Source organism: Kitasatospora sp. NPDC089913 (genome assembly GCF_044748625.1).
GTDB lineage: Bacteria > Actinomycetota > Actinomycetes > Streptomycetales > Streptomycetaceae > Kitasatospora.
Genome location: NZ_JBIVGI010000048.1, coordinates 23,625 through 44,651 on the forward strand (window position 1 = coordinate 23,625; position 21,027 = coordinate 44,651).

Sequence of the window (21,027 nt, forward strand, 5' to 3'; positions counted from 1 at the left end):
AAGGGGTCGGGCAGGAAACGGTCGGCCGTCTCCCGGGGGCGATTGTGGTACCCACGGGCCACGCAGGGCCCCGCGAGGTACAGCTCGCCCGCGAAGCCTGCCTCGATCGGCTTGGACTCGGCGGCGAGCACATAGAGGCGGGTGTCCAGCATCGGAGCCCCGATGGGCAGTACGTCGCCGCCCGCGTCCTTGACGGACACCGCCCGGGAGGGCCAGGTCATCGACGTGATGGTCGTCTCGGTCTGGCCGTAGGCGTTGAGGACCTCGACGCCCGTGAGCCGCAGCCAGGCGTCGAGGTCGGCGCGATGGCCAGCCTCGCTGCCGATGACCACGGTTCGGAGCGACGCCGGCAGCTGCCGCGGCGTGCGACGCAGATCGCGGACCCATTCCGCCCAGTACGAGCTCGGCAGATTGAGCAGGGTCACCCCGTACTCGGCCACCACCGTCTCGAGGTCCGCCGGGGGGACGGCGTTGTTGCCGATGAGCACGACGGCGCCGCCGACGCCGCCGACGCACCACAGCGGAACCACCTCTTCGAATGCGACATCGAAGGACAGTGCGGCGAACTGCAAGGACACGTCCGACGCGGTCAGGTCGACACCTGCGGTGAACAGGCCGGCGTGGTGCGCGAGCGCGTCGTGCCCCACCGCGACCGGCTTGGGGGGTCCCCGTGGAACCGGACGTGAACATGGGACGGTCGGCGTCGGTCATCGGGTCTCCTCCGTCAGGTAGCCCGCGAGGTCGGCGACGGTCAGGCCCTGCCGCCAGGCCACCCTGCGCCGACGCCGCCTCGACGAACAGGCCCCGCGCCTGCGCGAACAGGCCCGCGAACTGCTCGAGGGCATCACCCCCCCCCGCCCGGCCGCCGCCGGGCCGGACCCACTGGAGACGATGGACGGCGAGCAGCTCACCCTGGTCGTCCGGCACGCCCGCGCCGCCCGCGAACACCTCGACGCCCTCCACCACCTCATCCGCACCGAACACCCCAGCGCCCCGCACAACACCCTCGGCACCGAACACGACCCGGCCCGCGCCCGGGCCGCCGGTGGCAGCACCCACCCGTCCTGCCCAGCGAGGCTGGAGGAGGCCGAGCGCCGGGCCCGGACAACAACCCGCCCCTGCCGCACTCGTCGACCTCTTCCTCAAACCCGCCGCCCCGAACCCGGCCGCGGCCACAGCCGCCGGCGCGGTCCCCGAGGACGACGATCAGCCCGACCACGACGACGACCCCCTGGATCGGCCTCCTCCACCCGATCCACATCCCCGACCACGACGAACTCCGCCTCGCCGCCACCGCCCGGCAAGCCCCGAACCGCACCGACGGCCGGAGCGACGGCGCGGCCCGCTCCAGGGCGCAGCAGGCAGGCACCGGCGGCGGGGCCCCGGCCGGCGCGCCGGAACAGGCACTCGCCGCGCTGCCCCCGGACACCCGCCCCCGGCCCGGCACCACCCCCTACGACAACCCCCTCCCCTCCCACCGCCGCACCACCCGAACCACGGGAAGGACGACACCCGCACCGGCGGACCGAACCCCGACCGACAGGTCACGCGCGCCACCGTCCCGCTGCCCGGCACGCACCTCACGGTCACCCGTGTTCACCTGCCCGCCGTCGTGCGGGCCACGTTCTCCGGGGGCGAGGCGAGCGCCGACCCCGACAGCCCGGGAGGCACGGTCTACGCCGACGCCTCCGGCGGAGCCCTGGAAGTCACGGTGGTTGCGGCCGACCGCGGCGACCTGTGCGTTCGCCGAGGACCGGTGGTTGCGGCCGGGGTCGGCGATGCTGCGCTCGTGCACGGGGATCAGGGGCCCGTCCACGGTCCACGGATGCTCCACGCCCGCCACCGGGCGTGGAGCATCCGTACGGGCCGCGAGCGGGCCGGGGTGTTGGACGGTGCGGCTCACGCCGCCGTCCGGGATCCCGGACGGCGGCGTGAGCCGGCGTGTCGTGAGGTCGCTCCGGTGGTGGCCGGCGCGGAGGGGGGTCCGGCCCTGGCGGCGGCAGGCGCCACGGCCTGCCGCCGCCGGTGCCGCCCGGCTCCGGCACCACTCGCACGGGAGTCTCCAACCGCCGCGTCCGCGGCCCCGTGGGCTCTTTGTTCGGACCGGCTGGGCCCGAAGCACCCCGCCCGTACCGGAGAACCGTCCTGCGTGCGACCTTGCGGCACGGGCCTCGGCGGGCTCTGCGCCGTTGCGTCGAGCGGAGCACCGGGCTGGTCCGGGACGAGGGCCCGGGCCCGGTGCGCCTGGCGCGCCTGGCGCGCCTGCGGGGACGGTGTCAGAGTCGCGCCGGTGCTTCCAGGCCCAGCAGTTCCATGCCGAGTTGCAGGGTGTCGCCGGTCAGCGCGCACAGCAGCAGCCGGTTCTCCATCACCTGTCGGTCGCCGGCCTTGAGGACCGGGCAGTGCTCGTAGAAGGAAGTGAAGGCCGAAGCGAGGTCGAAGAGGTAGGCGCCCAGGCGGTGGGGTTCGAAAGCGGCCGAGGCGGCGCGGACGGCGTCGCCGAAGGCGTCGAGTGCGAGGCCGAGTGCCCGTTCGGTGGGTTCGAGCGCGAGGGTTCGGTGGGCCTGCGGTGTGACGTCCTGTGGTGCCCGGCGCAGCACCGAGCGGATTCGTGCGTGGGCGTACTGCAGGTAGACGCCGGTGTCGCCGTTGAGCGAGACCATGCGGTCGACGTCGAACAGGTAGTCGCGGCTGCGGGAGGTCGAGAGGTCGGCGTACTTCACCGCGCCGATGCCGACCTGTGCGGCCCGCGAGGCCAGTTCGTCCGGTGGGAGGTCGGGGTTCTTCTCGGAGACGACGGCAGCGGCCCGGTCGACCGCCTGGTCGAGGAGGTCCATCAGGCGGACGGTCTCGCCGGAGCGGGTCTTGAACGGCTTGCCGTCCTTGCCCAGTACGGTGCCGAAGGGCAGGTGGAGCACCTGGAGGGTGTCGTCGATCCACCCCGCCCGGCGCGCGGTCTCGAAGACCATCCTGAAGTGCAGGGACTGTCGGCTGTCGACCACGTAGAGGATCCGGTCCGCGCCGAGGACGTCGCGGCGGTGGCGGATCGCGGCCAGGTCGGTGGTGGCGTATCCGAACCCGCCGTCGCTCTTGCGGACGATCAGCGGAACGGGTTGTCCGTCCGTCCCCTTGATGTCGTCGAAGAAGACGCACAGCGCGCCGTCGGAGCGTATGGCGACTTCGGACCTCTCCAGGTCGGCGCAGACATCGGCGAGCATGTCGTTGTAGAAGCTCTCGCCGACGGCGTCCGTGTCCCGGAGCCGAACGCCGAGCCGGTCGTAGACGGCGTCGAAGTAGACCTTCGACTCGTCGACGATCCGTCGCCAGGTGTCGACCGTCTCCTTGTCGCCGGCCTGCAGCGCGACCACGCGGGTGCGGGCGCGGTCGGCGAAGGCGGGGTCGCCGTCGAACTCCGCACGGGCGGCCCGGTAGAGGCTGTTGAGCCTGGACATGGACGGTCCGGCGCCCGTGTCCTGCTCGCGGTGCGTGTCGGTGCCTGGGTGCTCGGCAAGGTACTGGATCAGCATCCCGAACTGCGTTCCCCAGTCGCCGATGTGGTTCTGGCGAAGGACCCTCTCGCCGCCGAACTCGAGGATTCGTACCAGGGCGTCGCCGATGACCGTGGAACGCAGGTGGCCGACGTGCATCTCCTTGGCGACGTTCGGCTGGCTGTAGTCGATGACAGTGGTCCCGGGTGCCTCTGCGAAAGGCACCCCCAGGCGGCCGTCGGCCAGGCGTTCGCAAGCCCGGTCGAGGATCGCCGAGGAGGAGACGGTGAGGTTGATGAAGCCGGGCCCGGAGACCTCGCAGCCTGTGATCAGGTCATCCAGCGCAATGTGCTCCGCCACCTTCCCGGCCAACTCCCGGGGATCGCTCCGAAGTTTCTTCGCGAGGCCGAGAATTCCGTTCGCCTGAAAGTCGTCGCGGTCGCTCCGGCGCAGCTGCGGATCGATTTCGCCGATTTCTGGTGCGGCTTTTGCGATCGCTTCGGCAACGCATTTCTTGACAGCTTCGGAGAGCGGGGTGACGGGAGCCATGGACTGGTGGCCTCATTTTCCTGGAAGGGCTGGACAGCGCGCTCCGGGCCGGAGCGCGCGGTCGATGGATTGTGGCAGGGCGACGGTTCGGGAGCTACCGGGTTTCGGTTCTCTTCGTCCGGGCCGGGACCGGACGGGTCTCAGGATTTCAGCGAGAAGTCGATGAGCCGGCGGTCGACGGCGATGACGGCGGCCTGGAAGCGGCTCGTCGCGCCGAGGTCCTGCATGACGGTCGCGAGGTGGCGGCGAAAGGTCCGGGTGGAGATTCCCAGGCGCCGGGACGCGGTCTCGTCGGTGAGGCCGAGGGCCAGGGAGTGCAGCACCGCGCGTTTGACCTCGTCCGCCACCTCGCCGGCCGGCGCGTGGTCGGGGCGGAAGGGGGTGGCGGCGTCCCAGAGTCGCTGGAAGAGATCGCAGGAGAAGCCGACCATGCTCGGGGTCCGGACCACGGCGGCCGCGGGCGGAGCGGTGCACCCGTCGGCGGGCGCACCGCCGCCGGTGGGGCCGGTGCCGTGCGGGATCACGCAGAGCCGGCGATCGATGACGATCATCCGGTTCGGCAGGGTCTCGAGGGTGCGTACCTCACCGCCCGCCCGCACGATCGCGGAGGCGAAGGACTGGGTGGCCCGGGTGCCCCTGGCACTGTGCTGGTAGAGAATCCTCCGCCGCACGCCGCGGCCGAGCAGCGCCAGCTCCGGGGCCAGCACTCTCTCCAGGGTCTTCGGACTGCGGGCGCCTCCGGGCTGGACGGTCAGCACCTCCTCGGTGGCCCGGTTGATCTCCTCCTCGATGAACACCTGCACATCCGGCGGATCGAGCAGAAACTCGCCCGAGTCCCCGGAGCCGTAGTACGGCAGGCAGGCCATGAAGACCGAGCGCAGCTGTTCCAGGCGCTGTGCGCGCGCCCTGGCCCGCATCTCCTCCGCCCCCAGGGCCTTCTCCGCGGCCACCCCCGGATGTACCGCGACGACCGGCCCCGCCGGATCTGCGGGAATCCGCACGAGTCCGAGAGCGGACAGCGCCCTCAAAGCGTGGACGACTTCGTCGACCGTCGCCCCGACGCCGTTCGCGACCTCCTTCGCCGGTGAGCCCTGGTTTCCCGCGACGTACGCGTACACCGCAATGTCCGAACTGTTCGGCACAAGGTTGAAATGATCGATTTCTATGCCGTTGGCCATGGCAACCCTCCCCGTCTGCTGTCCGTATTGGGACAGTGAATACCGGCCAGCCCGGCCCTCTGGACTTCGCCCCGGTTCGGGAACAGGATCTCAATCGGCCGAACGGAAGGCTTGTGGCCTTCGGTTCGAACACTATCTCACCCTGCACCTTGATCGGATGACCTGTGGAAGCACTGACCGGCCTGTTTATTGCGAATCATGTCGAGAGTGTTTCGCCGTGTGACGGCGACATCGGCTGGGACTAGAGCAGGCGTCCGACGGACACCCCGTACTGCAGAACTGGAGGAAAGGTGACGACACCCGTGCAGGTCGAGCGGTTCCGCTCACTGCTGGAACAGCACCGTCATGAACTGACCGCTCTGGCGACCACCGTGGAAACAGCCCGCACCGCCCGGACGGAGTGGGAATGGGCACTGGCGGCGTTGAACCCGCAGCCGCACCGCACGCACTGGCTGGCCGGGCGCCGGCCCCTGGGCGCGGTCTACGTCCGAATGCCGGCGACCCTTCCCGTTTACTCCTTCGCGCTCTTCGCCGTCGGCGCACTGCTGCCGGGCAACCGGGTCGTCCTGCGGCCCGCCGGGCCCAGCCGACACGTCGTCGAACCCCTGGTCCGACTCGCCCACGAGGCGGGTCTTCCGATCGAGCTCCGCACAGGCACGTGGGAGGACTTCGAGACGGAGGCCAAGGAATCGGCGAACGGATTCGTCTTCTGCGGCGGCTCCGAGCGGGCGGAGCGGCTCGCGGCGGTGCTCCCCGACCGGACCCGGTTGCTCTGCCAGGGCCCCGGGTGCTGCGCCTTCGTCGTCACCGCCGGGGCGGATCCGGTCCTGGCGGCGGAAGCGGTGGTACGGACCAGACTGTTCAACAGTTCGCAGGACTGCCTGGCGACCGAGCGCGTCTACGTCGCCGACCCCGTCCTCGACAGGTTTCTCGCCGCCCTCGACACCCAGCTCGACAAAGTCTCCTACGGCGCGGACAACACGGCGGACGTCGACGTCGGCCCACTCCTCCTGGACGCCCACGCTGCCGACTGGTACAGCCGCATCGCCGGCGGGGAGGGAAGCATCCTGCGGCCGGGCGCGAACCTGGGCGGTTCGCTCTACGAGACCTGCGTGGTCGAGGCCGCCCCCGACAGCGCGCTCGTCCTGGACGAGAAGTACTGCCCGGTCCTTCCCGTCGTCCGCTACCGCAACGATTCGCAACTGCAGGACATGCTCCGGCTCGGCGACTACGCCCTCGGCCTGACCGTCCAGGGACGGCTCCCGTCCTTCGGAACCCTCGACTTCGGCCACGTCGCGGTCGGCACCACGCACTACGACCTCGAAAGCCCGCTCTCACCGTTCGGCGGCTACCGGCGCACCACGTTCGTGCGCGCCGACGGCAGCCTACGCCGCGGCCCCGCGCTCGTGCCCTTCGAAATGTCGACGCGCGGCTGACCGCAGCCCTCCTCCCCAGAAGGTGTCCTCACTCTTGTCCCACCAGATCACCGTCCTCGACAGCCTGCACGCACTGGGCCCTCTGAGCGGCACGGACGTCGTCCTCAGTTCACCGCGCACCTGGAGGGCCGTCGGGCGCGCATTCGACACCCGCGGCGCCGAGGTCGTCACCGACCCGTTCCGCCGGCCCCTGCGCAGCCCCGAGCGGGTGGTGGCCGTCGGCACCGGCCGCCTCCTGGACCGCGCCAAGGCCGTGGCGGCCGACACGGGCTGCGAGCTCATCACCGTGCCCACGGCGCTGTCCACCGACGCAGCGTTCAGCCCGGTCTGCGCGCACCGGGACAACGGGTACGTGGAGTACCGCGAGACGGGCTTCCCGTCGGCCGTGGTGGTCGATCCCGAGGTCCTGGCCGCGGCGCCGCCGGCCTGGCACCTGTGGGCGCTCGGCGACCTGCTGAGCGTCGAGTCGGCGCTGCGGGACCGTCTCCACCGCCACGTCGTCCCCGCCCACGTCCGCGAGGCCGCCGGCGAACTGGTCCACGACGTCATCGCCTGGACTGCCGCCCCGCCCGATCTGCCCGCCCTCGCCCGGCTGCTCGCGCGAAAGGTCGAGCTCGGACACGGTGCGGGCGGGGCCTGGTTGGAGGAGGGAACCGAGCACTACCTCGGCTACCTCCTGGAGCGGGAGCTCGACACCCCGCACTGGCACGGCCACCTCCTGCTCGCCCTCCTGCCGGTCAGCGCGGTGCTCCAGGACTGGCCGACCGGGCGTTCCACCGGGTTCTCCGCAGCGCTGGAGGCCTGTGGTGCCGGCCCGGTACGCGGACGCGACCTGCTGGCGACCGACCGGTTCCGCGAACTCCTCCTCCGGGCCGGCGAATTCTGCGAGACCCACGACTACCGCAACACCGTCCTGACGGACCCCCGCCGCACCGGCGAGAGGCTTGATGCGGCCCTCACCGCCTGGGAGGAGGGCCTGTGACCAGGTCCCGGGACCACTCGCTGCCGTTCAACCCCCTGCTGCGCGAACTGCTCGGCGGACGTGCGGATCCGTCCGCGCCAGTGCGCTGGAACACCCGCGGGGCCTGGCACTTCCGGGACAGTGAGGGATCACCGGCCCGAACCCCGGCGCAGTGGACGGACCTGGCCGAACGGTGCACCCGGCTCGGCTGGGACGACTACTGGGCCGAATGGCGCTCGTACCTGCGCGCGAGGCGGATCGTCGTCGAACACACCAGCATCAACCCGGTGCACCCGCTGCACCTCGGTGCCCTGCGCAGCACCCTGATCGGAGGCTCGCTGGCCCGGGTCCTGAGGTCCGCAGGGGCGGACGTGAAGGTTCACTACTTCGTCAACGACCACGGCCGCCAGGTTGTGCTGCTGGACTGGATCCTCGCCCGCACCGACCGCACGGCGCTTCCGCCCGGTGTCCGCTTCGACCTGACGGCAGGCGTTCTCTACGCGCTGGTCAACATGCTCCTCGGAGACAGGCGGCAGGACATCGCCCGGCTCACCGCGGCCCACCCGTGGCTGGATGCGGCCGTCCCCGTCCCCGCCCGGGACACCGCCGCCCTGCGCGCCCGGCTGGCCGAGCCCACCGACCCCGACGCCGACTTCGTCGACGGCATGGTGGACCTCGCCCTCCACGACATGGCACTGGTCGGAGCACACGTCGACGTCCTCGAACGCGAGAGTCAGGTGGCCGGTCCACTCGATCCCCTGCTGCTCGGCCTGCTCGGGCAGCACGAGACGGTGTCGGTCAACGGCACGTGGTGCCTGCGGCGTCCCGACGGACTCGTCCCGCTGGCCCGGGCGAACGGCTCCTCGCTGTACTTCCTGCGCGACGTGGCCAACGCTCTCGGCCGGGAGGGCGGCAACGACCTCATGCTCCACGTGATCGGCGACGACCAGTCACTGCTCCAGCGTGCCCTGGGCGAACTGCTCGACAGCCGTGGACTTGCGTCCGAGCACGTCGGTTTCGGCACGATCACCGACGGCGGACGGAAGTTCTCCTCCCGCCAGAACCGACTCGTCACAGTCGATCAGGTGCACACCAGCGGGCCCGGCCGACTCGATTCCGTGGCCCTGGACATGATGCTGCGGCGACCCTCGCGCCCGATCGACATCGCCGCCCTCGACGGGCTGGCGCACCAACGGGTCACCAGCGCCCTCGCACTGGCCCGACGGGGCCGCGGGGTGACCCGGAGCCGGTCCGCCGAGTCCCGACCGCCCGCCCGAGCCCTGCTGTTCCACCTGCTGCGCGCTCTGGGCGCCGTCCACGGCGCGCTCCACCGGCGCAGTCCCCACCCCCTCGCCCGGTACCTGGTCGACCTGTCGGCCCACTACGCCCGAGCGGCCCGGGCCGAGGCGCTCACGCCCTGGGCCCATGAGTGGTTCCTCGCCACCCACGCCCACATGAGCGATCTGCTCGGCCTCGACCCCGCCGACCCGCAGACCGTGCGCGACCGCGCCCGGACCGCCTGAACCCACCAGGAGACACGATGCCCACCGAGACCTTCAACGCCGGCTACCGCAGTGCCGACACCTACAACGAGATGCTTCCGCCCCACTACTACGACGGGGTCGAGGACACGGACCTCGTCGAGGACCTGCTGACCCGGACCTTCGGCCCGGCCGAGCACAACCGGCAGGGCCTGAGGGTGCTCGACCTCGGCTGCGGGCCCGGCCGGGTGACCGAGCGCCTCGCGCCGTACGCCGGTGAGTTGCACGGCACCGACAAGAGCGAGGGCATGGTCCGAAGGTTCGCCGCCTCCTTCCCGCAGGCCCGTGCCACGGTCGGCGACACCGAGAGCGTCGTCGCACAGCTGCTGGCGGACGGGTCCGCAGGCGGGTACGACCTGATCGGGTCCTTCTGGTCGATGAGCTACCCCCTGCTGGAGTGCTTCGAAGAGACCGGCCCCAACGGTGTGGTGGCCGTCGGCGACCCCGCCGCCGGGGTTCTCCGGGCCGACCGGATCGTGGAGGGCCTGGTGCGACTGCTCGCCGACGACGGTCACCTCGTGATGCTGTTCTTCGACGCGGACTCCGCCGAACAGCGGCTGGTCACCAGGCTGTGGGAGCGCATCGCCCCGTTCCCCGGCAGCGGCCGCGGCTACACCTGGCAGCTGCTGGAGCAGGGGCTGCTGCGGGCCGAGCGCGAGGGCCGCGGGACCCTGACGACGAGCCGGGTGTCAGGTGTCGCGGTCGCCGAGGACGCCCGGGCCGCCCGCGAGTGGTTCCGAATCGGCCACCTCAACTCCTTCACGGGTCTGGTCGACGACCCCGACGTCCTGGCCGAGATCGACGCGTTCGTCGCCCAGAACACCGCCCCGGACGGCAGGGTCCTCATCCCCAGCGGTGTCCACCTGGTGCACTTCCGGGCCGGCACCGCGGCAGCCGACAGCCTGCCCGGCACGGACGGCTGAGGGCCGCACGAACATGCTGAGCGACATCGCCGCGCTCGCCGACCGGACGCTGGGGGAGCACCTGCTCTTCGCCTGTTTGACCGGAAGCTCGCTGGACGGCGCGGCCCCCGGCCGGGACATCGACGTCATCGCCGTCCTGAGGGACGAGACCCCGCCCGCGGCGGCGGTGGGCATGCGGCTCGGCTTCAGCACCGGCTACGCACGCCTGCACGCCCGGTTCGGGCTGCGGCCCGACCCCGACTGGCCGGGAGAGGTGCTCTTCGCCCGCGACCTCGCCACCGGCTGGGCAGGGGCCGCCTTCCGCCGGGATTCGACGGGGGCGATCAGGCCGGGCCCCCTGGAGGAGCCATGGCGCTACTGGATCAGCATGGTGGTGGGGGGAACCGCCGTCCGGGGCACCGCCGCACACCGGGAGCAGGCACTGCGGTGTGCGGTCGCCCTGGTCCGCCAGCAACTGAGCACTCTCCTGCCCGCCGGCGGGGAGATCACCGAGGAACAGGTGTTCACGGCACCCGGCTGGTGGCAGGACTGGCGGCTGCCGCCTGCGGCCGGACCCCGCGGGCGGATGGTGACGACACGGCTGCGACAAGCGGCGGGCGTCCTGGCGGGCCGGGGCGAGATCCGTACCCGTGACGGCCGGATCACCGTGAGCGCTTCCGCCGTCCACCGATGGGGCGAGGCCCTGCACACCGCCGCCGCCGCGCCCCCCCTGGACGCCTACCAGGTGCAGTACTGCATGGCCGCCGCACAGGCCCACCGGGAGGCGGCACCCCAGTCGTACGGGAAGGAGCACAGCCTTGACGAGCCATCGATCGGCTCTTCGTGACCGCACGATCGCCTGCCTGGCCACGGCCCAGGGCCTGTCGGCGATAGGGGACGGGTGCAACGCCGTAGCGATCGCCTTCGCCGTCCTCGACATGACCGACTCGGCGTCCGCCCTGTCCACCGTCCTCGCGGCCCGCGTGGCCGGACTCGCGGGCTCCCTGCTGTGCGGCGGGGTGCTGGCGGACCGGACGGATCGAGGGCGCCTGCTCATCGGATCCGACCTGGTGCGCTTCGCCGCCCAGGCACTGTTGGCCGCCGCCCTGCTCGCCGGCCCGACCGGGCTCGGCCTGATCGCAGTCCTGCAACTCGTCCACGGACTGGCCTCCGGCTGCTTCCTGCCGACCTACGGCGGATTCGTGCCCCAGCTCGTGAAGGCCGACGCGCTCCAGCGGACCAACGCGGCGATCACCGCCGTCTCGGGCACCGCGAACCTGGCCGGCCCCGCGCTGGCAGGCGCGCTCACCGCCGCGTGGGGTCCGGCCTGGGCCCTGGCGCTGGACTCCGCCACGTTCCTGGGCAGCGCGGCACTGATCTCCCGGTGCCGCCGGACCGCCGCACCGAGCACACCGGCCGCCGCGAGCAGCCCCTCGCTCCTGCGCGAGCTGCGCACCGGCGCGCGGGAGGTCGCAGCGCGAAGCTGGCTCGCGGCCGGGATCTGCTACTTCGTCGTCAATCAACTCTGCCTCACCGGGCCGGTGTTCGTACTCGGGCCGATCGCGGCCGCCGCCGGCCTGGGCGGAGCCACCGGCTGGGGCGCCCTGCTGACGGCATTCGCCGTCGGCGGAGTCCTGGGCAGCCTGCTGGCCGGCAGGGTCGTGCCCGCCCGCCCGATGGCAGCGATCCTCGTCTGCTCGGTGCCGATCGCGGTGCTGCCCGCGGCCCTTGGCCTGGGCGCGCAACTCCCCGCCCTGATAGCGGCCGAGGTCCTTGCCGGAGCCGCCGTGATGTTCACCGACATCGTGTGGCAGAGCACCATCCAGCGGCACGTTCCCGCGGCGACCCTCTCCAGGGTGCTCTCATGGGACCTATTCGGCTACACCGTCTCGCGACCGGTGAGCATGTCGCTCGTCGGCCTCGCAGCCCAACTGACAGGAACACGAACACTGTTCCTCACAACGGCGGCCGCTCTGGTCGGTGCCGCCGCACTCACCGGCACCGTACGCGCCGTCCGCCGTCTGCCCCAGCAACCCCGCGAGCCGCTCGCCGTACCCGAACGGAGCCAGCTGTGAACCGGCGCCCGCCCACCACACCAGCCGTTCCCGCGCGCACCCGGTCGTTCGAAGACGGACTGGTGGTGTCCGTCGACGGCGACCCGGGAACCGAACCGGCCGTCGAACTCGCCCGCCGCACCGGGCGCCGCCACCTCAGCGTGCCCACGGGCGGGGCCGCCCTGGAGATCGAGCCCGCTCCGACACTCACGGTCGTCGCGACCGCCGCAGCGGTCGACGACCGTTGGCTGGCCAGGGCCTCCACCATCGACGGGATCGGGCTCCTCACAGCGAGGGACGGCGAGCGGCTCACCGCCCTCGTGTCCCGGACACTCGCACAACCGCGCCGCAACCCCCGACGGACCGTCCTGCTGGACGCCACCGCCGGCGGCGCCGCCACGGTCACCCGCACCCGGTTCTCGGCCGCCACCCGATCCGTGGGAACACTGGTCCTGCAGGCGCACGGCCGCGAGTGCCTGATCCACCTGGCAGACGGAGTGCTCTGCGGACGCTCCACCGGCCCGGTGTCCGTGCGCCCGAACGGACGGACACCGCTCGGCCTCACCTCGTGCCTGCAGGACGAGGGCTGCTACCGCCTGCACTACCGGGGCGAGGAACTCCTGCCCGCGGCCGCCGTCGACGCCGACATCGTCGTCCTCGACAGCTGCCTGGTCCAGAAGGTGGGGACCACCCAGTTCACCAGCGACACGACACTCGCCCTGACCCTGCTCGAGGGCAGCGCCCGCGCGGTCGTCTCCAGCCCATGGATCCGGGGCGGCTTCCCGGCCGCCGGCCCACTGTTCGCCGCGCTCCTGCGTGACGGCGCCCCACTCGGCCGCGCAGTCGCCGAAACGAACCGCGCCGCCGCCGCAGGCGAACGAACCGTCGGCCGGTTCGCCCTTCTCGGCGACGCCGCGCTGCGGCCCTACCCGGACGCGACTCTGCCCATCCTCCGGGCGGACGGACCGCTCCGGGTCGACGATGCAGGAGCGCTCCTCGACGGGGACCCACCGGACGCCTTCGCCGTCGTGCACGGCGACATCGACATCGTCCGGCTCACCGGCGCCCGGACGCTGGTGCTGCCACGCTACGGAGCGCAACTGCCCGCAACCGGGCACATCACCCCGGCTCCGGAGCCGCAGCGCGAACGGTTCGAGCGCCTGCGCGCCCACGCCGAGGCCACCGCCACCCTCTGGGCCCACGGGCTGGAAGACAGCGCACCCGAACCGTCCCGCGTCCGCGCCGCACTGACCGACGCCTACAGCGGCCTGGCGGACACAGTGCCGACCGCGGCCGCGCTCTCCGCGCTCGACCGGGCGGAAGACCTCCTCACCGCCGCCGACCACGCCGTCGCCCAACAGCTCACCGCCCTGACCGCACAGAGCCGCTACCACTTCGTCGACACCTACAGCGACACCAGTCGACGAATCGACGAACAACCCGCCACCTGCCCCGAGTGCGACGGCCCGGCCGCCCTGGTCCGATGGAGCCACACGATCGCCCCGCGCCTGGAACGCGATCTGCTCTCCTGCGCGATCTGCGGAGAGGTGACCGACACAGACGCCCGGGCGACGGTCACCTGCCGCCTCCAAGGGCCACGGCACACCGTCCGCGGAGCACAACTGCGCCAACAGGCCGTACTCCGCAACACGACGACCCGCCCCGTGCGCGCCCGAATCGGCTTCGCACTCCTCTACGAGGCCCTCTACGGCACCGACTGGTCCCGCACCGAGGAGATCCGCCTGGCCCCCGGCGAGGAACGAGGCATCGAAGTCGGCGCAACCGTTCCCGCGGACTTCGACGTCGCCGACCGCCACGGACTGCGGCTGTTCACCGTGGCCGACGGCCGGATCAGCACCTACAGCCGCTACCTGTGGGTCGCCGCGGACCGAGCCACCCGTGACGGTCTCTACGACACACCCACCCACCACAAAGGACCAGCATGACCGACCAGCCGGCAACCACCCTCTACGGAATGTTCCATGAGGCCGCACGACACCATCCCACCCGGACCGCCCTGGAAGGCCCCGGGACCGCCATGAGCTACGCCGAACTCGACACCGCCGTCGCCGCACAGGCCGCAGCCCTCCGCAAGGACGGAGTCCGGCCCGGGGACACCGTCGCAGTGGTGATGGAACGCGGCAGCGACCTGGTCACCGTCGTCCTCGCCGTGAGCGCCTGCGGCGCGGCCTGGCTGACAGTGGACACCGCCCACCCCGATCTGAGGATCCACTCCGTCCTGCGCCAAGCAGCCCCACGCCGCCTGCTCGCCGACACCGCCAACCGCGCGCGGCTGAACGGCCTCGGCATCGCGGTCCGCACACCCACGAGCGGCCGCGCGCAACCCCCGCAACCCGACACGGCCGCACTCGTGCTCACCGCCCCGGCGAACGCCCCCGCCTACCTGGTCTTCACCTCCGGCTCCACCGGGGAGCCCAAGGGCGTAGCCGTACCCCAGGCCGGCCTCGTCAATCTCGCAGCAGGCTTCCGGGACGCCACCGGGCTCACCGCAGACGACCGGGTCATCCAGTTCTCCAGCAGCGGATTCGACATCTTCGTCGGCGAACTGACCATGACCTTCTCCACCGGCGCCACCCTGTGCGTCGCCGACCCGGAAGACCTCATCGTCGGCGAACCGCTGGAGACCACCCTGCACCGACGCGACGTCACCGCAGCAGTACTCTCCCCCACGGTCCACGGCACGCTCGACCCCCACAAGCTCCCCGGCCTGCGCATCCTGGTCTCCGGAGCCGAACCGCTCACCCCGGCCGCCCTCGCCCGCTGGCGCCGCCCGGGCCGCCGGGTCTTCAACGCCTACGGCCCGAGCGAAGCCACCTGCATGATCTCGATCGGCGAACCCGACCCCGACAGCCGCACCGTCGACGTCGGCCGACTGCTGACCGGCTTCACCGTCGCCCTCGTCGACGACCTGCTGCGCCCGGCCCCTCCCGGGACCGCGGGCGAACTGGTCGTCTTCGGCGACGCAGTCGCAACGCGATACCTGGGAGCAGCGGCCGCGGAGTCGACCTCCTTCCGGCGACTTCCCCACCCGGACACCGGACGGCCGACCCACGCCTACCGCACCGGCGACCTCGCCGAACTGCGCACGGACGGCCGCCTCGTCGTCCGAGGCCGGATCGGCGACCAGGTCAAGATCCGCGGCCACCGGGTCGAACCCGGAGAGGTCGACGCCGTCGCCGAACACAGCCCGGCCGTCGCCCAGTCGAGGACCCGCGCCGTCCCGGGCCCCGACGGCACGGCGCTGCTGCACACCTACGTGGTCCCGGAGCGGGACACCGATACCGGCGCTCTGCCGGCACGCCTGCGCCGCCACCTGTCGGCCTACCTCCCCGCGGCCATGATGCCGGCCGTCGTGCGGATCGTGGCCGCGATCCCGACGAACGTCAACGGGAAGACCGACTGGTCGGCGCTGGAACGCTCCGTCGACGCCGTCGGCTCCGTCGCCTCCCCGCCACCGGAGCGCACCGAGCGGGTCCGGGCCGTCCTCGAACGGGTACTGCGCGAGCACGGCCTGGGGGAGGGCGAACTGGCGGCCGACAGCGACTTCTTCCTGTCCGGTGGCAACTCCCTCCTCCTGCCGTCCGTGACCGAGCTGCTCAAGCAGGAGTTCGGGCTGGCCGTCCCGCTCCGGATCGTGGCACGCCGCCGTACGGCGGCGGCGATCGCCGAGTGGATCGGTGACGAGCGAGCGCCCCGGCCGGCGGCCGCGCCGTGACCGGCAACGGCAGCGAGCTGACTGCCGAACAGTTCGGCCTCTGGTACCAGGAACAGGTCTCCGACACCCCGTCGCTGTACGCCGAACCCGTGCTGTTCCGGATCGACGGCCACCTCGACCCGCAACGGCTGAGGGCGGCGCTGTCGGGCGTGCTCGCGGCCCACGCCCGGCTCAACGGCGCGATCCTGGTCAAGGACGGCCGGCCGCTCCTCGTCCCCGGCAGTTCGGTACCCGACGTCGCAGTCGAACGGCTCGACCTACCGCCCGGGACCACCACGCAGGAAGCCCTGCAGGCCTGTGCGAGCGGACTCTGGCACCAGGGCTTCGACACCGAGCGGGGCCCACTGTGCCGGGCCCGCGTGCTGTGCCTCGGGCCGAGCAGCTACGGACTGCTCCTGATGGTCCACCACGTCGTCGCCGACGGCTGGTCGGTGCGACTGCTGACCGAGCAGATCGCCGAGGCGTACCGGCTGCACCGCCTGCCCGACGCGCTCACGCCCGCAACAACCGCGGGCAACCCCGGCAACGGCCCGCACGATCGTGCCCCGTACGTCCCCGCCGCCCCTAGGTGCGGGACGGCCGTCGACCCGTTCCCGCCCTCGGACACCGAGGTCGCCCCCCGCTCCTTCACACTGCCTGCCGACACCACCGGCCTGGACCGGGCAGCCATGCTCCGGCGGGCGACACCGTTCACCCTGCACATGGCGGCTTTCCAACAGGCCGTGGCGCAAACGAGCGGCGCGCGGCGGTTCCCGGTCGCCTTTCCCGACGCATCCCGCAGCCCGGGCACCGTTCGCACCGTGGACTGCACGATCCGCATGCGGCTGGTCGTGGCGGCCGTTCCGGCCGCAGGCCACGGCGAGGCCACGCTGGACTCGGTGTGCGACTCGCTCTACGACGCACTCGAAGGCCCGGCGCTGACCCCCGGCGTCCTCGGCACCCTCACCGCCGCCGGGCTGCCGCCGCCCTCGGTCGCCCTCGGCGTGGACACGAAGCCTCGTCTCCCGTTGCCGGGCGCGACCGCGACCTGGCTACCGGTAGCGCTGCCGCGAGCCAAGTTCGCATTCTCGCTGATGCTCTTCCAAGGCCGCGAGCCGTCCGAGGCCGACATCGTCGTCGAGTACGACGCCACCCGAATCACCGACGAAAAGGCACACACACTGACCGACCACTACCTCGCGCTGCTCGATGGATGGGCCACGACCGGCTGACAGCTCGCATCCGCACGTGGTGTCCGAGCCAGCACCCGGCGCCGGGAGAGCACCTGAACGGGCAAGGCCCACGCAGGCCGCCACCCGTGCGCGCCGGGTCGTCCTTGCCCCGGAGCCTCCCGCCCCGACACCACCGACGCGCTGCACGTTCCCCGCTGCCCCGGCGGCGGGGAACGCACGCGTGAGCGCCGTGACCGCCGGCCCGCCCCAGCCGCAGGACCCCGCCAGGACCACCACGGCGTTTCCCACGACTGCAGACCGACCCCACCCCGCGTGGACATCCAACGATCACACGGCCAGGCCGGCGACGCACCCGCGTTCGAACACGTCATGGCCACCCTGCGCGTGCCCAGGCCGGTCGGCAGGCCGCGCCCCCGGCCCCTCGCGGTCCTGGCCGATCGCGCCTACTCGTCCCGGGCCATCCGCGAGCACCTGCGCCGACGCAACCGGACGGTGATCCGGGTCTGTAAAGAGAACGGTGTAACTCCCGATCAAGGAAGTAGCACCTGATGAGAGACGTGACCATCTCGGCCAAGGCCGTGGAGATCGACGTCCCCCGGGACCGCGAGGGCTCGTTCGAACCGCAGCTCGTCCGCAAGCGCCGACGGCGGCTGTCCGGGGTCGACGAGATGGTGCTCTCGCTGTCCGCCCGGGCCTGACACACGGCGAGATCTCCGCACACCTGGCCGAGGTCTACGGCGCGGAGGTGTCCAAGCAGACGATCTCCACCATCACCGACCAGGTCGCCGAAGGCATGTCGGAGTGGCAGAACCGCCCGCTCGACCCGGTCTGTCCGGTGGTGTTCATCGACTGCGTGCACGTGAAGCTCCGCGACGGCCAGGTCGCCAACCGGCCGATCTACGTGGCGCTCGCGGTCACCGTCGAAGGCACCCGCGAGATCCTCGGTCTCTGGGCCGGCGACGGCGGCGAAGGCGCCAAGTACTGGCTCCACGTGCTCACCGAGATCAAGAACCGCGGCGTCGCGGATGTCTGCATGGTCGTCTGCGACGGCCTGAAGGGCCTGCCGGACGCGATCGCCGCGGTCTGGCCGCGGGCCGTCGCCCAGACCTGCATCGTCCACCTGATCCGGGCCTCGTTCCGCTACGCGGCCCGCCAGGACCGGGACAAGATCTCCAAGGCCCTCAAGCCCGTCTACACGGCTGCGACAGAGGATGCAGCGCTCGAGCGGTTCGTCGAGTTCACCGAGGCCGGGGGGAAGAAGTATCCGGCGATCGTGCGGCTCTGGGAGAACGCCTGGGCCGAGTTCGTGCCGTTCCTGAGCTTCGACGTCGAGGTCCGGCGGGTCATCTGCACCACCAACGCGATCGAGTCCGTGAACGCACGGATCAGCAAGGCCGTCCGCTCGCGCGGGCACTTCCCGAACGAGCAGGCGGCCCTGAAACGCGTCTACATGGCAATCATGTCGCTCGACCCGACCGGGACCGGCCGACAAGCCCTGGATGACCCGCTGGAAGGCAGCACTCAACGCCTTCGAGATCGCCTTCGACGGCCGACTCTCCATCGGCCGCCGCTAACCCAACCCAACCGAGTCACACCGTTCACTGGACAGACCCCCTGATCGGGGCGCAGCGCGCTGGAGGCCGTAGGCCGAGCGGCGGGCGCACCTGGCCGCGCTGCCTGGCTGGAGCGGTTTGGGGGGCGGCCCAGGAGGTGCTGGCGGAGTCGGCGCGGCTGGAGGAGGCCGAGCGCCGGGCCACCCATGCGGTGTGGGCGGGCCCGTACTGGGCCGGGCTGTCCGGCGAGGACCGGGTCGCCGCCCGCGGCCGGCTGAAGCACACCGGCGGGCCAGCGGTCGCCTGACGGTCAGTCGGAGCCGCCCGGGCCGTGCCTGCCGCGGCGTGGAGCGATCCTGACAGCCGTGTACATCGCGGCGCCGCCGGTGAGGAGCGCAGTGATCAGTCCTGCGACGGCAGTGACCCAGCCTTTGATGTCCGAGGACGCGCTCTGCTCGTTCGGGCTCGGTTTCGCCGCCGCTGCCGTCAGCGTCGGCCCGGTGACGGTGACCGTCGGCCCGGGGAGGAAGATCGTGGGACCGGCCACGGTGACGGTAGGGATCGGCGCTCCGGTCAGGCTCGGGACATCGCTCGGGGGCGGGGAATGGGTTGGTGCGGACGCCGTCGGCCCGGCTGTGACAGTGACTTCGACGGTCGCGGTGGGCGCCGGTCCGGGAAGAGCCGAGGAGGACGCGGTCCCCGGAGGGGCGGCGGGTGTCGAGGAAGACGGGAAAGTGGCTGACGTGGGGTTTGGGGCGGTGGAGCCGTGAAGTCCTCCGCTCGCGAACAGGTAGATCAACCACAGCACTGCTCCCAGGATCACGCCGGCCGAGAACAATCGGGGTACCAGCAGCGCCCGTAGGACGTACGAGGCCACCAGCACCCCGCCCACTGTCAGGAGCCGGACCGCCACGCTGCTGTTCATCGGCCAGGAAGTGACCAGCACCACGATGTCCAGGACCGGATAGACGAGAACGAGGCCGCCGACGGCAGCGGTGAGCTTGCTACCGCCGTCGTGGATCCCGCTCGCGATGAGCGCCACGCCCAACGCGAGAAGGCCCAATGCGAGGAACTGGACAGTGAGCACCAGCAGCGATTCCCAAGGAGCCATGGCCGCAGGCTAGCCTCGGCCCTCGTCACGCGGGTGCCGATTCGACGAACGGTTCGTCACGGTCCTTCGCGCGCAATGACGTTGTTCTCCGATGAGCCGGCCGTGCCGACGTCGCGCCGGTGCTCTCACGGCCGGTACGGCACGACCGAGGGGGCTGCTTCGTCGGCGGCGGGCGGCAGCGTCGGCAGCGGCCAGGCGGGGTCCGGCTCCCAGCGGGGCCGGCCGGCGGCGAACGGCCCGGCCCGGTCGTCCGGCATGCCGATCGCCCGGCCGCGGGCCGGATCGATCTGGCCGGCCGTGCAGTCGTCGACCACCCCGAGGCGGCGCAGCTGCGCGTACTCGTCCTGGTCCTTCCAGTGGTGTGCGGTCAGGTCGGGGGTGACGACGAGGTCGAGGGCGAGGTCCATGGTGTCGATGCCGAAGCCGTTTCGCTGGTGCGGATGCTCGAAGTTGACGTACCAGTGCAGGGGTTCCTTGGTGGTGGCGCCCTGGAAGCAGTGGACGGAGAACCATTCGCCGGCCAGGAAGTGGCTCAGCAGCTCGGTGTGCTGCCAGCGGTGCGGGCCGAGGGTCCAGGTGCCGGCCGCGAGGTCGGCGAGGCCCTGCGTGCGGGCCGTGTCGTCGCCGGTGGTGAGCGAGGCGATCCAGCTGGTCGGGGCGAGGCTCTCGATCCCCGGCCAGTGGGCCAGCGTCAGCGCGCGGCCGGTGTCGTCGACGACCCGCTGCGGCTTCGCGGTCCACGTCCGGCCCGCGTGGACGTCGCGGCGCACCACCGTGGTGCCCGGCTGGAACAGGTCTGTAGCGGTCACAGTGGCAGCGTTCCCGTCCGCCGGGTTGGGGAGTCCGCTCGAACGAGTGACGCGCGGGGCCATGCACGCGCCTCTGCTCCTGGCGGTTTCCAGGCGCCCCGGACAGTCGTCGAGGTATCGGGCCCGGCGCTGGGCTCCGGGTCGTCCCGGCACGCTACCGCGCCCCGCCCGGACGCCGGCCCGGCCGGGCCGCGGTCAGCCGCCGGGCGAACGCGGTGGCGGCCCACAGGCGCAGGGCTGGAGCGACACCACCAGCAAGCTCTCGGTCCGCGTCCAGGACGGCGTAGCCGGCGGCTGGGAGGACCTGTGGCTGGAGAACCCGGCCACCCAGGTCGCCTACGTCGGCAAGGGGGCCGATGACCGGGCCGACCGGTTCTTCGCCTGCACGGTGTAGGTGCAACGGGAAGTGGGGGGGGGGGGGGCCCCCCCCCCCCCCGCCCCCGGAGCCCCGCCCCCCCCCCCCGCCCGAGGGGGGGGGGGGGCCCACCCCCCCGGGGGGGGCCCCCGGGGGCGCCGGGCGCCGCCGGGCGCGGCAGC

Annotated in this window: 15 protein-coding genes and 3 pseudogenes; 13 read left to right on the forward strand and 5 right to left on the reverse strand. The window is 72.2% G+C overall.

The window, feature by feature from the left end; genetic code table 11:
- Nucleotides 1-56: 56 nt before the first annotated feature.
- The 3 genes and pseudogenes from ACIPYS_RS38460 to ACIPYS_RS38470 form a co-directional block, all read right to left on the reverse strand.
- Nucleotides 57-656 (reverse strand): annotated as a pseudogene (locus ACIPYS_RS38460) (AMP-binding protein); the annotation flags it as partial.
- 1,620 nt (nt 657-2,276) lie between these two features.
- Nucleotides 2,277-4,037 carry an arginine--tRNA ligase gene (gene argS / locus ACIPYS_RS38465; RefSeq protein ID WP_400755120.1) on the reverse strand — a complete coding sequence of 587 codons (1,761 nt, stop codon included), beginning with the start codon at nt 4,035-4,037 and terminating at the stop codon, nt 2,277-2,279.
- A 140-nt stretch (nt 4,038-4,177) separates the two neighbouring features.
- On the reverse strand, nt 4,178-4,987 hold the full coding sequence (locus ACIPYS_RS38470) for a LuxR C-terminal-related transcriptional regulator (RefSeq protein ID WP_400755121.1): 810 nt from the start codon (nt 4,985-4,987) through the stop codon (nt 4,178-4,180).
- A 518-nt stretch (nt 4,988-5,505) separates the two neighbouring features.
- Here ACIPYS_RS38470 and ACIPYS_RS38475 point away from each other — a divergent pair.
- From ACIPYS_RS38475 to ACIPYS_RS38530, 12 genes and pseudogenes are all read left to right on the forward strand, one after another.
- Nucleotides 5,506-6,651: an aldehyde dehydrogenase family protein gene (locus ACIPYS_RS38475; protein ID WP_400755124.1), complete on the forward strand. Its 1,146-nt coding sequence runs from the start codon at nt 5,506-5,508 to the stop codon at nt 6,649-6,651.
- 34 nt (nt 6,652-6,685) lie between these two features.
- Nucleotides 6,686-7,633, forward strand: a complete 948-nt coding sequence (locus ACIPYS_RS38480) for an iron-containing alcohol dehydrogenase (protein ID WP_400755126.1) — start codon at nt 6,686-6,688, stop codon at nt 7,631-7,633.
- Nucleotides 7,630-9,135 (forward strand): arginine--tRNA ligase, encoded by a 1,506-nt coding sequence (argS, locus tag ACIPYS_RS38485; RefSeq protein ID WP_400755128.1) that lies wholly within the window; start codon nt 7,630-7,632, stop codon nt 9,133-9,135. Before ACIPYS_RS38480 ends, argS (ACIPYS_RS38485) begins: the two co-directional genes overlap by 4 nt.
- A gap of 17 nt (nt 9,136-9,152) precedes the next feature.
- Nucleotides 9,153-10,076 carry a methyltransferase domain-containing protein gene (locus ACIPYS_RS38490; protein WP_400755130.1) on the forward strand — a complete coding sequence of 308 codons (924 nt, stop codon included), beginning with the start codon at nt 9,153-9,155 and terminating at the stop codon, nt 10,074-10,076.
- A gap of 13 nt (nt 10,077-10,089) precedes the next feature.
- Nucleotides 10,090-10,902 (forward strand): hypothetical protein, encoded by an 813-nt coding sequence (locus tag ACIPYS_RS38495; RefSeq protein ID WP_400755132.1) that lies wholly within the window; start codon nt 10,090-10,092, stop codon nt 10,900-10,902.
- Nucleotides 10,874-12,130 (forward strand): MFS transporter, encoded by a 1,257-nt coding sequence (locus ACIPYS_RS38500; protein WP_400755134.1) that lies wholly within the window; start codon nt 10,874-10,876, stop codon nt 12,128-12,130. Before ACIPYS_RS38495 ends, ACIPYS_RS38500 begins: the two co-directional genes overlap by 29 nt.
- A 65-nt stretch (nt 12,131-12,195) precedes the next feature.
- On the forward strand, nt 12,196-14,055 hold the full coding sequence (locus ACIPYS_RS38505) for a hypothetical protein (RefSeq protein ID WP_400755136.1): 1,860 nt from the start codon (nt 12,196-12,198) through the stop codon (nt 14,053-14,055).
- Nucleotides 14,052-15,845, forward strand: a complete 1,794-nt coding sequence (locus tag ACIPYS_RS38510) for a non-ribosomal peptide synthetase (RefSeq protein WP_400755138.1) — start codon at nt 14,052-14,054, stop codon at nt 15,843-15,845. The genes ACIPYS_RS38505 and ACIPYS_RS38510 overlap by 4 nt, the downstream gene beginning before the upstream one ends.
- Entirely contained in the window at nt 15,842-17,056 is a 1,215-nt protein-coding gene (locus tag ACIPYS_RS38515; RefSeq protein WP_400755140.1) for a condensation domain-containing protein, read from the forward strand. The genes ACIPYS_RS38510 and ACIPYS_RS38515 overlap by 4 nt, the downstream gene beginning before the upstream one ends.
- Before the next feature lie 294 nt (nt 17,057-17,350).
- Nucleotides 17,351-17,500: pseudogene (locus ACIPYS_RS38520) on the forward strand (IS5/IS1182 family transposase); the annotation flags it as partial.
- Between the two features lie 74 nt (nt 17,501-17,574).
- Nucleotides 17,575-18,591, forward strand: a pseudogene (locus tag ACIPYS_RS38525) (IS256 family transposase); the annotation flags it as partial.
- 136 nt (nt 18,592-18,727) lie between these two features.
- Nucleotides 18,728-18,877 (forward strand): hypothetical protein, encoded by a 150-nt coding sequence (locus ACIPYS_RS38530; RefSeq protein ID WP_400755142.1) that lies wholly within the window; start codon nt 18,728-18,730, stop codon nt 18,875-18,877.
- Between the two features lie 3 nt (nt 18,878-18,880).
- Here ACIPYS_RS38530 and ACIPYS_RS38535 read toward each other — a convergent pair whose 3' ends face one another.
- Together ACIPYS_RS38535 and ACIPYS_RS38540 are read right to left on the reverse strand one after the other, a co-directional pair.
- Complete coding sequence (locus ACIPYS_RS38535; RefSeq protein ID WP_400755144.1) at nt 18,881-19,681, reverse strand: hypothetical protein; 801 nt, start codon at nt 19,679-19,681, stop codon at nt 18,881-18,883.
- Between the two features lie 125 nt (nt 19,682-19,806).
- Nucleotides 19,807-20,490 carry a DUF402 domain-containing protein gene (locus ACIPYS_RS38540; RefSeq protein ID WP_400755146.1) on the reverse strand — a complete coding sequence of 228 codons (684 nt, stop codon included), beginning with the start codon at nt 20,488-20,490 and terminating at the stop codon, nt 19,807-19,809.
- Nucleotides 20,491-20,551: 61 nt separating this feature from the next.
- Here ACIPYS_RS38540 and ACIPYS_RS38545 point away from each other — a divergent pair, with 61 nt between their 5' ends.
- Nucleotides 20,552-20,884, forward strand: coding sequence for a hypothetical protein (locus tag ACIPYS_RS38545; protein WP_400755148.1), 333 nt, complete (start codon nt 20,552-20,554; stop codon nt 20,882-20,884).
- Nucleotides 20,885-21,027 lie beyond the last annotated feature (143 nt).

Coding starts and splice junctions, on each gene's coding strand:
- argS (WP_400755120.1), bottom strand. CDS start 4,037: ATGGCTCCCGTCACCCCGCTCTCCGAAGCTGTCAAGAAATGCGTTGCC.
- ACIPYS_RS38490 (WP_400755130.1), top strand. CDS start 9,153: ATGCCCACCGAGACCTTCAACGCCGGCTACCGCAGTGCCGACACCTAC.
- ACIPYS_RS38495 (WP_400755132.1), top strand. CDS start 10,090: ATGCTGAGCGACATCGCCGCGCTCGCCGACCGGACGCTGGGGGAGCAC.
- ACIPYS_RS38510 (WP_400755138.1), top strand. CDS start 14,052: ATGACCGACCAGCCGGCAACCACCCTCTACGGAATGTTCCATGAGGCC.
- ACIPYS_RS38535 (WP_400755144.1), bottom strand. CDS start 19,681: ATGGCTCCTTGGGAATCGCTGCTGGTGCTCACTGTCCAGTTCCTCGCA.
- ACIPYS_RS38545 (WP_400755148.1), top strand. CDS start 20,552: ATGCACGCGCCTCTGCTCCTGGCGGTTTCCAGGCGCCCCGGACAGTCG.